Origin of the sequence: Kluyvera sp. STS39-E (assembly GCF_040932435.1) — a bacterium.
GTDB lineage: Bacteria > Pseudomonadota > Gammaproteobacteria > Enterobacterales > Enterobacteriaceae > Kluyvera.
In genome coordinates, this window is the sequence record NZ_JBFQGA010000007.1 from 13,065 (window position 1) to 27,057 (window position 13,993).

Below are 13,993 nucleotides of genomic sequence, written 5' to 3' on the forward strand. Positions count from 1 at the left end.
TTCTCCTATCATAGCGCAGGTAGGCTACAGGTAATAAAAAAGGGCCACAAACTGTGGCCCTTTTCAGGAACGTCTTATGTTCGTATTACGCGTAGCCGTAAGTCATCAGACGCTGATAACGGCGGTTGAGCAGATCTTCTTTGCTCAGCACATCGAGATCCGCAAGATCGGCAAGGATTTGCGCTTTCAACGATGCCGCGATAGCTTCCGGGTTGCGGTGCGCGCCGCCCAGCGGTTCCTGGATAATGGAATCGATAAGCTTCAGCTCTTTTAGACGCGGGGCAATAATACCCATCGCTTCTGCCGCCAACGGTGCTTTGTCGGCGCTTTTCCACAGAATAGATGCACAACCTTCCGGAGAGATAACTGAATAGGTGCTGTACTGCAGCATATTCACTTTATCACCCACGCCGATAGCCAGTGCGCCGCCAGAACCACCTTCACCAATGACGGTGCAGATGACCGGTACGCTCAGACGCGACATTTCACGCAGGTTGCGGGCGATAGCCTCGGACTGACCGCGCTCTTCCGCACCTACACCTGGGTATGCACCCGGGGTATCGATGAAGGTCACAATCGGCATGTTGAAGCGTTCAGCCATTTCCATCAGACGCAGGGCTTTACGGTAACCTTCCGGTGCCGGCATGCCGAAGTTGCGACGGATTTTTTCTTTGGTTTCACGGCCTTTCTGATGACCAATGATCATCACAGGACGACCGTCCAGACGGGCGATACCACCAACGATAGCTTTGTCGTCGGCATATGCGCGATCGCCTGCCAGTTCGTCAAATTCATCAAACGCCAGACGGACATAATCCAGGGTGTACGGACGCTGTGGATGGCGCGCCAGTTGGGCTACCTGCCATGCGCCGAGATCGGCAAAGATTTTGCGCGTCAACTCTACGCTTTTTTCGCGCAGACGATGCACTTCTTCGTCGATGTTAATATCCAGTTTCTCATCCTGACGGCTAACCGCAGTCAGAGAATCGATTTTTGCTTCCAGCTCTGCAATCGGCTGTTCAAAATCTAGGAAATTCAGACTCATAGTATTCCTGTATTAGTCAAACTCCAGTTCCACCTGCTCCGAACCGATGAGGCTACGCAGATCGTTGAGTAAACGATCGCTCGGAGAGACACGCCAGGTTGCACCGAAACGCAACCGCGCACGTGCATCCGCCCTCTGATAGTAGAGATGTACTGGAATGGTTCCCGAACGATGGGGTTCCAGAGACTGACGGAGTCGGTTTAAAAGCTGGTCATCAATTTGCCTGTCCGTCAGCGAGATAGCAAGCCCGCGAGCGTATTTTTCCCGGGCTTCGTCAATGTCCATCACTTCGCGGGCCATCATTTTAAGGCCGCCGCTGAAGTCATCAAAGCTGACCTGTCCGCTGACGATAAGTATGCGGTCGTTTTCCAGCAGATGCTGGTATTTTTCCAGAGCTTCGGTGAATAACATCACCTCTAGCCGCCCGGAACGGTCATCGATGGTACAGATGCCGATACGATTGCCGCGCTTGGTGACCATAACCCTTGCAGCAATCACGAGCCCCGCAGCCGTGGTGACTTTACCACGTTCTGTCGGATGCATGTCTTTGAGCCGATAGCCGCCGACATAGCGCTCAATTTCTTTCAGATACTGGTTAATCGGGTGGCCGGTTAAGTATAAACCTAACGTTTCCCGTTCACCTTCCAGTACCGTGTGTTCAGGCCAAGGCTGACAGTTTGCATACGACTGCTCTATCTGCTCCGGCTCTTCGGCCAACACGCCGAACATATCCGCCTGACCGATAGCCTCCGCTTTCGCGTGCTGATCGGCGGCTTTTAACGCGTCACCCAGCGAATTCATCAGCGCTGCGCGGTGCGGCCCGAGTCGGTCGAACGCCCCGGACATAATCAATTTTTCTAGGACCCGGCGATTGAGCTTTTTGGTGTCGGTGCGCGCGCACAGGTCAAACAGCTCGCGGAAATAGCCCCCGTTGTTGCGCGCTTCAATGATCGCTTCAATCGGGCCTTCACCAACGCCTTTAATCGCGCCGATACCATACACGATTTCCCCGTCATGATTCACGTGGAAATGATATAAACCGGAATTGATATCTGGCGGCAGGATTTTCAACCCCATTCGCCAACACTCATCCACCAAGCCAACCACCTTCTCGGTGTTGTCCATATCGGCGGTCATCACCGCCGCCATAAACTCGGCGGGATAGTGCGCTTTCAGCCACAGTGTCTGATAGGACACTAAAGCATAGGCAGCGGAGTGGGATTTGTTAAATCCGTAACCGGCGAATTTCTCTACCAGATCGAAGATTTTCATCGCCAGTTCGCCGTCAACACCGCGACTTTTCGCCCCTTCTTCAAAGGTGCCACGCTGTTTGGCCATCTCTTCTGGCTTTTTCTTACCCATTGCACGACGCAACATATCTGCGCCGCCGAGGGTGTAGCCGGAGAGCTCCTGGGCAATCTGCATGACCTGTTCTTGATACAGGATAATGCCGTAGGTCGGTTCCAACACTGGCTTCAGGCACTCATGCTGCCACTGCACATCGGGATAAGAGATCTCTTCACGGCCGTGCTTACGGTCGATAAAGTTATCTACCATCCCTGATTGCAACGGGCCCGGACGGAACAGGGCCACGAGGGCAATCATATCTTCGAAGCAGTCAGGCTGCAGGCGTTTAATCAGATCCTTCATGCCGCGGGATTCAAGCTGGAATACCGCCGTGGTTTCCGAGCGTTGCAGCATGTCGAAGCTTTTCTTGTCATCCAGCGGGATAGCGGCAATATCCAGCGGCGGTTCACCGTTACGTTCGCGGCGGGCGTTGATCATCTCCAGCGCCCAGTTGATGATGGTGAGCGTACGCAAGCCGAGGAAGTCGAACTTCACAAGGCCGGCATATTCCACGTCGTTCTTATCGAACTGGGTAACCGGATGCAGACCCTGCTCATCGCAATAAAGCGGCGCAAAGTCGGTAATTTTGGTTGGCGCAATAACCACGCCCCCGGCGTGTTTACCGGCGTTACGAGTGACACCTTCAAGCTTGCGCGCCATGTCGATCAGCGCACGAACCTCTTCATCCGCCTCATAAATTTCTGGCAACTGAGGTTCAGCTTCAAAGGCTTTCGCCAGCGTCATGCCCGGATCTGGCGGCACCAGTTTAGAGATGCGATCGACAAAGCCATACGGATGGCCCAGTACACGGCCTACGTCACGGATAACCGCTTTCGCCGCCATGGTACCAAAGGTAATGATCTGCGATACCGCGTCACGCCCGTACATTTCTGCCACGTGGTCGATAACCTGGTCACGTTTCTCCATACAGAAGTCAACGTCGAAGTCGGGCATCGAGACACGTTCCGGGTTAAGGAAACGTTCGAACAGGAGGTCAAATTCCAGTGGGTCAAGGTCGGTGATTTTTAGCGCATATGCCACAAGCGAACCAGCACCGGAACCACGTCCTGGTCCTACCGGCACGCCGTTATCCTTCGACCACTGGATAAACTCCATTACGATCAGGAAGTAGCCGGGGAAGCCCATCTGGTTGATAACTTTAAGTTCAATCTCCAGACGTTCATCGTAAGGCGGGCGTTTCTCTGCCCGTACTTGCGGATCGGGGAACAGGAATTCCAGACGCTCTTCCAAACCTTCGTGCGATTTCGCCACGAGGAAATCCTCAGTGGTCATCTCACCGGTCGGGAACTGTGGCAGGAAGTATTCGCCGAGACGGACCGTCACGTTACAGCGTTTGGCAATTTCTACGCTATTTACCAACGCTTCCGGGATATCAGAGAACAGCTCGCACATCTCATCTTCGCTGCGCATGTATTGCTGCAAAGAGTAGTTACGCGGGCGTTTTGGGTCGTCGAGTGTGAAACCATCGTGGATAGCCACACGAATTTCGTGCGCATCAAAGTCACCTGGCTCGAGGAAACGAACGTCGTTGGTTGCCACTACCGGCAGACCGCGCGTCTCCGCTAAGCCCACCGCCGCATGCAGATAGGCTTCTTCATCTTGTCTGCCGGTACGGATAAGTTCGAGGAAATAGGCGTCAGGAAAATGCTCTTCATAAAACGCCACACACTGTTCGGCCAAGGCCATGTTACCGCGCAGCAAGGCGCGGCCAACGTCGCCCATCCGTGCGCCGGAGAGCAAAATCAGCCCTTCTTTTAATTCAACCAGCCAGTCGCGGTCGATAATCGGCCCCGCCGCACCATAGCCGCGCTGATAGGCTTTTGAAATCAGCAGCGTCAGATTCTGGTAGCCCGTGTTATTGGCCGCCAGAACGGTAAGTTGGGCCAGTTCGTCGCCGAACAGTTCGCTTTGAACATGAAAATCAGCGCCGACAATCGGTTTAATCCCGGCACCGTGGCCCGCTCCGTAGAACTTCACCAGGCCGCACAGGTTGGTAAAATCGGTGATCGCCAGTGCAGGCATACCCAATGAGGCCGCCTTTTTTACCAGCGGCCCGGTTTTTGCCAGCCCATCGATCATGGAGTAGTCGCTATGCACCCGCAGATGCACGAAACGTGGTTCAGCCATTTTTAAATTCCGGTTTACTTATCTCGACGCGTGGATCAGGACATCAGTCCCAGCGCGCGTTTGACGGGAGCAAAACTGCGTCGGTGATGCTCGGTGGCACCATATTGCGCCAGTGCCGCCAGATGCGCTGCAGTAGGATAGCCTTTGTGCTGAGCAAACCCGTACTGTGGCAGCACTTTGTCAAGCTCCGCCATTTCAGCATCTCGCGTTACTTTAGCGAGGATAGACGCCGCGCTGATCTCAGCAACCCGACTGTCGCCTTTTACGACCGCTAGGGAGGGCATCGGCAATGCTGGACAGCGATTACCGTCAATCAGCACATATTCCGGGGTAATAGACAACCCAGCCACCGCGCGCTGCATCGCCAACATGGTGGCATGCAGAATATTCAGTTCGTCGATTTCATGCGGTTCGGCACGACCCAAGCTCCAGCACAGCGCATTTGCTTTGATTTCATCAAACAGCGCCAGCCGACGTTTTTCGCTTAGCTTCTTGGAGTCATTCAAACCGATAATCGGGCGGGAAGGATCGAGGATCACCGCCGCGGTCACAACAGCCCCTATCAGCGGGCCGCGGCCGACTTCATCCACACCGGCAACTAAATGGGTATGGGGATAAACAAATTCAATCATTGTGCTAACTCCAGCACCGCATCCGCCGCTTGTTCATCCGCATTGCAGCGAATTTGCAGGTGCAGTTCGCGGAAGGTGTCATGCATGGCATGGCTAGTTCGGCCATTCGCCAGCAGGGGCTGCAGCGCCTCGGCAAGCAGCTGCGGCTGACATTCATCCTGCAGCAACTCCTTCACCAGCTCACGTCCGGCCAACAGATTCGGCAAAGAGACATAATCGGTTTTCACCAGACGTTTCGCCAGCCAGAAGGTGAACGGCTTCATACGATAGCCCACCACCATCGGACACTTGGCGAGCATACACTCAAGCGCCGCCGTACCGGAGGCCAGCAAAGCGGCATCGCTGGCAATCATCGCCTCACGCGCCATACCGTCCAGCATATGCACCGACAGGTCTGGAGCGACCTCTGCCTTAATCCGTTCAAACTGCTCGCGGCGCTTAGCATTGACCAGCGGCACAACCACTTCTAAGTCAGGGTAATGCTGACGCAGCAACTGAGCGGTTTTTAAGAAATCGGCGCTGAGCATCTCCACTTCGGCACCCCGACTGCCGGGCAGCATGGCTAGGCAGTGAACGTCATGGGCAATGCCCAGCGTATCCCGCGCGGCGTTTTTATCCGGATCCAACGGCATGGCATCTGCCATGGTATGACCGATAAAGCGGCACGGGACGTTAAATTTGTCATAAAACGCTTTTTCAAAAGGCAGAAAAGCAAGCACCAGGTCGGTGGCTCTGCCAATTTTGAAGACGCGTTTCTGTCGCCAGGCCCACACTGAGGGGCTGACGTAATGAATGGTCTTAATACCTTGCTGCTTCAAGTTACCTTCAAGCGTGATATTAAAATCGGGGGCATCGATGCCGACAAAGACGTCGGGTTTAAGATCGGTAAAGCGTTTGGTGAGATCGGCGCGGATGTGCAGCAGGCGACGCAGTCGCCCCAACACTTCGACAATGCCCATCACCGCCAGCTCTTCCATTTCGTACCAAGCTTCACAGCCTTCGGCCTGCATCAGCGGGCCAGCAACACCAACAAAACGGGCGTTGGGTACTCGCGCCTTGAGGGCGCGAATGAGACCTGCTCCAAGAATATCGCCGGAGGTTTCTCCGGCGACTAGGGCAATCGTTAAGGGACGCTGCTCAGTCATTAACGAATCAGGCCGCGCGTGGAGCGGGCGAAGAAATCGCTAAATGGCTGCACTTCCGGATACTGCTTCGCCAACTCGGCGATTTCCGGTTTAACTTCGTCCAGCGTTTTGCCACTGCGGTACAACGCTTTGTAAGCGTTACGGATAGCGGTGATCGATTCACGGCTAAAGCCACGACGCTTCAGGCCTTCGATGTTGACGCCAAACGGGGTTGCGTGGTTGCCCTGAGCAATAACGTATGGCGGAACGTCCTGAGCAACGCCAGAACAGCCGCCAACCATCACGTGCGCACCGATTGTGCAGAACTGGTGCACTGCGGTCATGCCGCCGATGATCACAAAATCATCAAGCGTTACGTGACCGGCGAGAGTGGCGTTATTCGCCAGGATGCAGCGGTCGCCTACGGTACAATCGTGCGCCACGTGGGCGTTGATCATCAGCAGGTTATCGCTGCCCACCTTCGTCAATCCACCGCCCTGTTCTGTGCCACGGTGAATGGTGACGCTTTCGCGGATGCGGTTGCGATCGCCAATTTCCACGCGAGTCGGCTCACCAGCATATTTCAGATCCTGGTTAACTTCCCCGATAGAGGCGAACTGATAGATCTCGTTATCACGGCCAATTTTGGTGTGCCCGTTAACAACAACGTGAGACTTCAGTACGGTGCCTTCGCCGATTTCGACGTTTGGCCCCACAATACAAAACGGGCCAATGTGGGCATTAGCGCCGATAACGGCACCCTCTTCCACAATGGCGGTAGGATGGATAAAGGCGGTTTTATCAATCACGGATTAGGACTCCCGGCTACGCGCACACATCATTGTCGCTTCGCAAACCACTTTACCGTCGACCAAGGCAACGCCTTTAAAGCGAGTCAGGCCACGGCGGGTTTTCTCGAAGGTGACTTCCATAATCATCTGATCGCCAGGCACGACTGGACGCTTGAAGCGCGCTTCGTCGATGCCAGCAAAGTAGTACAGCTCGCCTGGTTCCAGTTTACCAACGCTTTTAAACGCCAGAATACCGGTGGCCTGCGCCATTGCTTCCAGAATCAGCACGCCCGGTAAAATCGGCTTGCCAGGGAAGTGTCCCTGGAAAAACGGCTCATTTACGGAAACATTTTTCACTGCGCGCAGAAAACGACCTTCTTCAAAATCCAGCACGCGATCGACCAGTAAGAACGGGAAGCGGTGTGGCAGAAGTTCTAAAATCTCTTCAATGTGCAGAGTATGAGTGTCAGTTGTCAAAATACTCTTCCTGTCAAAAATATACTAAGGGGCAATAATAACACGGCCTGCCGGATTACAAGAATGCCGACAGGCCGGGAAACGAAAGGCGATAAGATGAAATTTAGTCTTGATTATTCAGCTTGCGTTCCAAAGCCTTGAGACGCTTGCTCATTTCATCAATATTCATCACCAGTGCGGCCGTTTTGCGCCACGCCTTATTCGGCTGGAGCGGGATACCAGATGAATACACGCCAGGTTCGGTAATTGGACGCATCACCATACCCATACCGGTTACGGTGACCTTGTCGCAAATTTCCATATGACCGTTAATCACGCTGGCACCGCCAATCATGCAGTAACGACCAATTTTAAGGCTACCGGCCATGATAACACCGCCCGCAACCGCGGTATTGTCGCCAATCACCACGTTGTGCGCAATCTGGCACTGGTTATCAATAATAACACCGTTACCAATTTGCGTGTCGTCAAGCGCACCACGGTCGATAGTCGTACATGCGCCGATCTCTACGCGATCGCCAATGATCACGCGGCCAAGCTGAGGAATTTTCACCCAGTTGCCACGATCGTTGGCGTAGCCAAAACCATCAGAACCAATTACGGTGCTAGATTGGATCAAGCAATTCTCACCGATCTCGACTTCATGGTAAATGGTTACGTTCGCCCACAGGCGTGAACCAGCACCAATTTTGGTCTTTTTACCAACAAAACACCCCGCCCCAATCACAACGTTATCGCCAAGCACAACATCTGATTCAATAACGGCATTCGCGCCGATAGAGACATTGTTGCCAAGCGTGGCCGAAGGACTCACAACCGCGCTCGGGGCGATATCCTGCGCCGGCTGTGGCGTGGTATCTAAAATTTGCGCCATACGTGCGTAGGTCAGGTAGGGATTCTTCACTACCAGCGCTGCGCCTTTGGCAAAAGGCAGTAAATCTTGCGTCAGGACAATCGCCGACGCTTCGCAAGCGGACAGGTGTTCACGGTACTTAGGGTTAACCAAGAACGTGACATGACCCGCCTTAGCGGATTGCATGGACGCGACAGCGGTGATGACGATATCGCCATCACCGTGTAATTCCGCATCCAACTGCTGAGCTAAATCAGCCAGTCGAATTGAAGGCATTACTTATTTAACCTGTTTCAGTACATCAGCGGTGATGTCTTTCACATCGCTGCTGTTGAATGCAACGGCGTTAGCGTCAACCACCAGGTCGATGCTCTGGCTAGCAGCAACGGATTTCACAGCGGTCTGGATACGAGTAACCAGTTTGCCACGTTCTTCGTTGGTACGACGCTGACGATCCTGCTCGAAGGACTGTGCTTTCTGAGAGAAAGACTGGCGCTGTGCAGAGATGTCTTTTTCCAGCTTGGTGCGATCGGCACCAGCTTTCATAGACTGCAGACGCTGCATTTTAGACTGCAGGTCGCCTTCCATACGCTGAAGTTCGCCAGCACGGCCTTTGAATTCGTTTTCCAGGGTGCTGGAAACGCCGGTTTTCTGTGCAACTTGCTGGAACAGGTTACCCATATTAACAATTGCAATTTTGTCTGCTGCCTGAGCAGATGCGGCCATTGCTAAACCCAGACCTGCTGCGACTAACCACTTTTTCACAATAATACTCCTTACCATCCCATATGTACCCGAGGGTACTGTTCTTTTGGTGGCCCGGGGGCCACCTTGACGCTATCGCCTTATGCCAGCAAAACTAAACTGAACGTGCATTCCATTGCAATGAGCAATTACCAAGTTTTACCAATGTTAAACTGGAACTGCTCAGATTTATCTCCAGTATATTTCTTATACGGCTGGGCGTAGGAGAAGACCAACGGCCCTAATGGGGACATCCATTGTAATGCGATACCTGCGGACATACGGATATTGCTCGGATCGCTATAGTCAGGAACGCCTGCCGCTTTCATTGAGGCCGTATTCTGCCAGTTTGTATCCCAAACGGTACCGGCATCCCAGAAGAAGGAGGTACGGACCGAGTTCGCATACTTATCGCTAATAAATGGCGTTGGTACAATCAGCTCAAGGCTTGCAACAGCCATGGCGTTACCACCGACAGCATCATCAGACTTACAGAAGCTATTAGGCCCGCTAGGCTGGTCACAGTTATCCAAACCTGATGCGCCATAGTAAACCGCTTTAGGACCGATGGTGTTGGACTGGAAACCACGCACGGTGCTTGAACCACCGGCATAGAAGTTTTCATAGAACGGCAGTTCTTTGCTGCCAATCCCGTCACCGTAGCCCCACTTGGTACGACCCAGAACCACCCACTGATGGTCATCATCAATTGGGAAGTAGGACGCCGTATCCATGGTCACTTTGTAGAACTCGTTATCGGAGCCTGGGATCGTGACTTTACCGTTCAGGTTGACGCGCGAACCGTCCGTCGGGAAGTAACCGCGGTCAAGTTTGTTATACGTCCAACCGTAGTTGAAGGTGAAGTCGTTTGCCGAGAACCCGTTATCGTCGCTGGTTTTACCTGCCGTCTGGCCGATAGAGTCCAGATAACGCCACATCGCCACCTGCGGTTCCATGTTGGACAGGTCGTTGTGGACATAGCCCAGACCCGCACGCAGTGAGTTGTATTCGTTAATCGGGAAGCCTAACGTCCCATCTACACCATAACTTTTGTTGGTATATGAGGAGAGGTCTGCATCATCAGCTTTAAAGTCATTGTAGAAGACACGACCACCAAGGCTAACGCCATCAACCGTAAAGTACGGGTTGGTCACAGAAAGCTCTGTATAGGTCTGGTAGTCGTTCTTGGTACCGTTAATACCGACAGAGTAACCGGTACCTAACCAGTTATCCTGCTGAACGCCCGCCTGGAAGCTCACGCCACTTTCCGTACCGTAACCGATACCAAAGTTGAAGCTACCGGTGTTACGTTCTTTCACCTTGTAGACAACGTCTACTTGGTCCGGGCTGCCCGGTACACGCTGGGTATCGGTATCGACAGTTTCAAAGTAGCCCAGACGGTTCAGACGATCTTTACCCTGGTCAACTAAATCACCGCCCAACCATGCCCCTTCCATCTGGCGCATTTCGCGACGCAGGACGGCGTCTTTGGAAGTGTCGTTACCTTCGAAGCGAATGTTGCGCACGTAGAAACGGTTACCCGCATCAACGTTGATGTGCAGCTTAACGGTTTTATCCGTGTCGTTAATTTCCGGCTGCGACTGTACGCGCGGATAGGCATAGCCATAGCGACCAAGAAGTTTCTTAATGTTATCTTCCATTTTGGTCACTTTCGCGCCGTTATACAGCTCGCCCGGCTCGATCTTGGTCAGCCCTTCGATTTCAGCCGAATGCCCTGCCAGATTCCCCGTCACCTGCACGCCAGACAGTTTGTACTGGTCGCCTTCGGTGATGTTAACGGTGATGTAGATGCCTTTTTTATCTGGCGTCAGGCTCACCTGCGTGGAATCGATGTTGAAACGAGCATAGCCACGATCTAAGTAGTAGCTACGGAGGGTTTCAAGGTCACCCGCCAGCTTCTGTTTCTGGTATTTACGATCGCCAACCACGTTCCACCACGGCACTTCATCGCGCAGTTGGAAAGTAGAAATCAGATCTTCCGTGCTGAACGCATGGTTACCCACGATATTGATCTGCTGGATCTTCGCGGAAACCCCTTCTTGGAAGACCAACTTCAGGTCGACACGGTTACGCGGCAACGGTGTGACCACCGCCTTCACGCTCGCGCTATATTTACCGACGCTGTAGTAGAAATCTTCCAGCCCTTTCTCGATATCGGAGAGGGTTGTACGATCGAGGGATTCACCAACGCGGACACCAGAAGCTTCAAGGTTTTGCTTGAGCATGTCATCTTTCACCGATTTGTTACCGGAGAAAGTGATGCTGGCAATCGTTGGGCGTTCTTTGACCTGTACCAATAACACATCGCCATCTCTCAGGACGCGCACGTCCTCAAAGTTGCCCGTCGCAAACAGGGCGCGAATAGTGTTACTGATGTCATCATCAGTGACGGTATCGCCAGGACGTACTGGCATACTGAGAAGAGCCGCACCAACAGCGACTCGCTGCAAGCCTTCGAAATGAATATCTTTCACCACGAACCCGTCAGCACCGTATACGGTCGCGCTGCTAAACAGCAGCGTCGCTATAAGCAACTTTTTCATCGCCATCGTTATTATGCGTTCTTCCTAACTATCTCTCTTACAACCGAGAGAAATCATTGAAAAGTGCAAGCCCCATTAACAGCATCAGCAATACAGAGCCGATACGATAACTAAAGTCTTGAACTCGCTCGGATACCGGGCCGCCTTTTAGCTTCTCAATCGCTAAAAACAGCAAATGTCCCCCATCTAATACGGGGAGCGGGAACAGGTTGATTATGCCTAAATTCACGCTGATGAGCGCGAGAAACATCAGGTAGTAAATCAGCCCAAACTCCGCAGACATCCCAGCCCCTTGGGCGATAGAAATCGGCCCACTGAGGTTGTTCAGTTTGACGTCACCGGTTATCAATTTTCCCAGCATACTGACCGTCAGCTTCATCAACTGCCCGGTTTTTTCCGTGGCTTCGACAATCGCACTGAAGGGCCCATACTGGCGCACTGTTTTGTATTCCTCAGGCAGCGGGATAATTTTTGGCACTATCCCTGCAAACCCTTCCACCTTTCCGCTACCGTGTTTTGTATCTGGTATCAGAGTTAAAGACAAGGGACTCCCCTGCCTTTCGATCCCCAGCTGCAACGCCTTGCCCGGATTATCACGCACCAGCGTAACAAACGTCAGCCATTGCGTCAGCGGTTGACCGTTGACTGTAACGATCCGATCGCCGACTTGTAAACCAGCTTTACGTGCCGCAGAGTCAGATTGCACCTCTGCAAGTACTGGCTCAATCTGTGCGCTGCGGGGACGAATCCCCAGCGAGGTCACCGGATCTTGTTTATCTGGCTCGAACGCCCAGTGACGCAGGTCGAGGATTCTATCCTGTCGCTGGTCACTCCCGAAAGGGGCAACGGTGAGAGTGGTGCTTTCGTCACCGATTTTAGCCACTAACGCCATACGCACAGCTTCCCAGTCAGGCGTTTCGATACCATCAACTGCTTTTAGTTCCGTGCCTGGTGCAATTTGTGCTTCCGCTGCGATCGAATTGGCGGTTATTTCACCAACAACCGGACGAACACCAGGGACACCGATGATAAACACCAGCCAGTAGGCGAAGATAGCAAAGAGGAAGTTAGCGATGGGGCCGGCGGCAATCACGGCAGCGCGCTGGCCGACCGTTTTGTTATTGAACGCCATGTGGCGCAATTCAGGGGCTACCGCATCGACGCGTTCGTCGAGCATTTTGACATAGCCACCGAGAGGGATAAGTGCGACAACAAATTCGGTGCCGCGTTTATCAACGCGGCGCCATAACGCTTTACCAAAACCAATAGAGAAGCGTTCTACACGGATGCCACAGCGCCGAGCAACCCAGAAATGACCAAATTCGTGTACAGTGATCAATACCCCTAACGCGATAATAAAAGCGGCTAGGTTCCAGAGAATGCTCAGCATAAGTCCATCCGTTAAATCGTCCTGAATACCAGTAGCAGCAGGCAGGCAAAGACAGGAACCGCCGCCGTCAGGCTGTCAATTCGGTCAAGTATCCCACCGTGACCTGGGATCAGATGCCCGCTGTCTTTAATCCCTGCTTCACGCTTGAACATGCTCTCAGTGAGATCGCCCAATACGGAAGCCAGCGCGGCAATGATGGAACAGGTTAACAGGACGGATGGTGCAACGTCCAGATTAGCCCATACTCCATAGGCCCAGGAAATCACCGCAGCGGTAACCAGACCACCAATAAAGCCCTGCCAGGTTTTCCCCGGCGAAACTTTCGGTGCTAGCTTATGTTTGCCAAACAGCTTACCAAACATGTACGCCCCGGAGTCCGCGCCCCATACGAGGATCATGACGTAAAGCAGCCACAACGCTCCGCTGTAATGATTTTCGTCATAATGCCAAGAGCGAAGCGCCAGCATGCCCCAGAAGAATGGGACAATTGTGACGATACCGAAAATCAGACGTAACGCCTTTGACTGACGCCAAAATGCGGCAGACGCAGGGTAAGAAAGGACGAGAACCAGTGCCACAACCCACCAGACAAGGGAGCCCCAAAGCGACACTTCCACGACCGGTTGGTGGATATTATGATGATATTCCGGAATCAAAAACAGCATCACCGCCAGCAGTAGGCCACACAATACCGCCAACCACACGCGCTGAGAGCGCGAGGTGAAACCGCTAAATTGCCCCCATTCCCATGCCGCCAGCATACAGACAACCAGCGTAACAATGGCAAAGCCGCCGGGCGGCAGCAAAAACAAGGCTGCAATTACAACCGGTATTAAAATCAATGCAGAAATCAGGCGATACTTCAGCAAAAGCTACCC

The 13,993-nt window shown here is 53.1% G+C and carries 11 protein-coding genes; all 11 read right to left on the reverse strand.

Annotation, left to right across the window (positions count from 1 at the left end; all coding sequences use genetic code 11):
• Positions 1 to 85: 85 nt before the first annotated feature.
• The 11 genes from accA to cdsA all read right to left on the reverse strand — a co-directional run bounded on the left by accA (position 86) and on the right by cdsA (position 13,984).
• The gene (gene accA, locus AB4K05_RS16255; protein WP_368480984.1) at positions 86 to 1,045 is read right to left on the reverse strand and encodes an acetyl-CoA carboxylase carboxyl transferase subunit alpha; all 960 of its coding nucleotides are present in this window, start codon (positions 1,043 to 1,045) and stop codon (positions 86 to 88) included.
• Between the two features lie 12 nt (positions 1,046 to 1,057).
• Positions 1,058 to 4,540 (reverse strand): DNA polymerase III subunit alpha, encoded by a 3,483-nt coding sequence (dnaE, locus tag AB4K05_RS16260; RefSeq protein ID WP_368480985.1) that lies wholly within the window; start codon positions 4,538 to 4,540, stop codon positions 1,058 to 1,060.
• A gap of 35 nt (positions 4,541 to 4,575) precedes the next feature.
• Positions 4,576 to 5,172 carry a ribonuclease HII gene (gene rnhB, locus AB4K05_RS16265; RefSeq protein WP_368480986.1) on the reverse strand — a complete coding sequence of 199 codons (597 nt, stop codon included), beginning with the start codon at positions 5,170 to 5,172 and terminating at the stop codon, positions 4,576 to 4,578.
• The gene (gene lpxB / locus AB4K05_RS16270) at positions 5,169 to 6,317 is read right to left on the reverse strand and encodes a lipid-A-disaccharide synthase (RefSeq protein WP_368480987.1); all 1,149 of its coding nucleotides are present in this window, start codon (positions 6,315 to 6,317) and stop codon (positions 5,169 to 5,171) included. Before lpxB ends, rnhB begins: the two co-directional genes overlap by 4 nt.
• On the reverse strand, positions 6,317 to 7,105 hold the full coding sequence (gene lpxA, locus AB4K05_RS16275; protein ID WP_368480988.1) for an acyl-ACP--UDP-N-acetylglucosamine O-acyltransferase: 789 nt from the start codon (positions 7,103 to 7,105) through the stop codon (positions 6,317 to 6,319). The genes lpxB and lpxA overlap by 1 nt, the downstream gene beginning before the upstream one ends.
• A gap of 3 nt (positions 7,106 to 7,108) precedes the next feature.
• Positions 7,109 to 7,564: a 3-hydroxyacyl-ACP dehydratase FabZ gene (gene fabZ / locus AB4K05_RS16280; RefSeq protein ID WP_062772193.1), complete on the reverse strand. Its 456-nt coding sequence runs from the start codon at positions 7,562 to 7,564 to the stop codon at positions 7,109 to 7,111.
• Between the two features lie 103 nt (positions 7,565 to 7,667).
• Complete coding sequence (gene lpxD / locus AB4K05_RS16285; protein ID WP_368480989.1) at positions 7,668 to 8,693, reverse strand: UDP-3-O-(3-hydroxymyristoyl)glucosamine N-acyltransferase; 1,026 nt, start codon at positions 8,691 to 8,693, stop codon at positions 7,668 to 7,670.
• 3 nt (positions 8,694 to 8,696) lie between these two features.
• Positions 8,697 to 9,182, reverse strand: a complete 486-nt coding sequence (skp, locus tag AB4K05_RS16290) for a molecular chaperone Skp (RefSeq protein WP_368480990.1) — start codon at positions 9,180 to 9,182, stop codon at positions 8,697 to 8,699.
• A gap of 128 nt (positions 9,183 to 9,310) precedes the next feature.
• Entirely contained in the window at positions 9,311 to 11,731 is a 2,421-nt protein-coding gene (bamA, locus tag AB4K05_RS16295) for an outer membrane protein assembly factor BamA (RefSeq protein WP_368480991.1), read from the reverse strand.
• Between the two features lie 31 nt (positions 11,732 to 11,762).
• The gene (rseP, locus tag AB4K05_RS16300) at positions 11,763 to 13,115 is read right to left on the reverse strand and encodes a sigma E protease regulator RseP (RefSeq protein WP_368480992.1); all 1,353 of its coding nucleotides are present in this window, start codon (positions 13,113 to 13,115) and stop codon (positions 11,763 to 11,765) included.
• An 11-nt stretch (positions 13,116 to 13,126) separates the two neighbouring features.
• Positions 13,127 to 13,984: a phosphatidate cytidylyltransferase gene (gene cdsA / locus AB4K05_RS16305; RefSeq protein WP_368480993.1), complete on the reverse strand. Its 858-nt coding sequence runs from the start codon at positions 13,982 to 13,984 to the stop codon at positions 13,127 to 13,129.
• Positions 13,985 to 13,993 lie beyond the last annotated feature (9 nt).

Bases quoted from the DNA above. Each gene is read 5' to 3' on its own strand.
- lpxD (WP_368480989.1), bottom strand. From the start codon at position 8,693: ATGCCTTCAATTCGACTGGCTGATTTAGCTCAGCAGTTGGATGCGGAA.
- dnaE (WP_368480985.1), bottom strand. From the start codon at position 4,540: ATGGCTGAACCACGTTTCGTGCATCTGCGGGTGCATAGCGACTACTCC.
- accA (WP_368480984.1), bottom strand. From the start codon at position 1,045: ATGAGTCTGAATTTCCTAGATTTTGAACAGCCGATTGCAGAGCTGGAA.
- bamA (WP_368480991.1), bottom strand. From the start codon at position 11,731: ATGGCGATGAAAAAGTTGCTTATAGCGACGCTGCTGTTTAGCAGCGCG.
- rnhB (WP_368480986.1), bottom strand. From the start codon at position 5,172: ATGATTGAATTTGTTTATCCCCATACCCATTTAGTTGCCGGTGTGGAT.
- lpxB (WP_368480987.1), bottom strand. From the start codon at position 6,317: ATGACTGAGCAGCGTCCCTTAACGATTGCCCTAGTCGCCGGAGAAACC.
- rseP (WP_368480992.1), bottom strand. From the start codon at position 13,115: ATGCTGAGCATTCTCTGGAACCTAGCCGCTTTTATTATCGCGTTAGGG.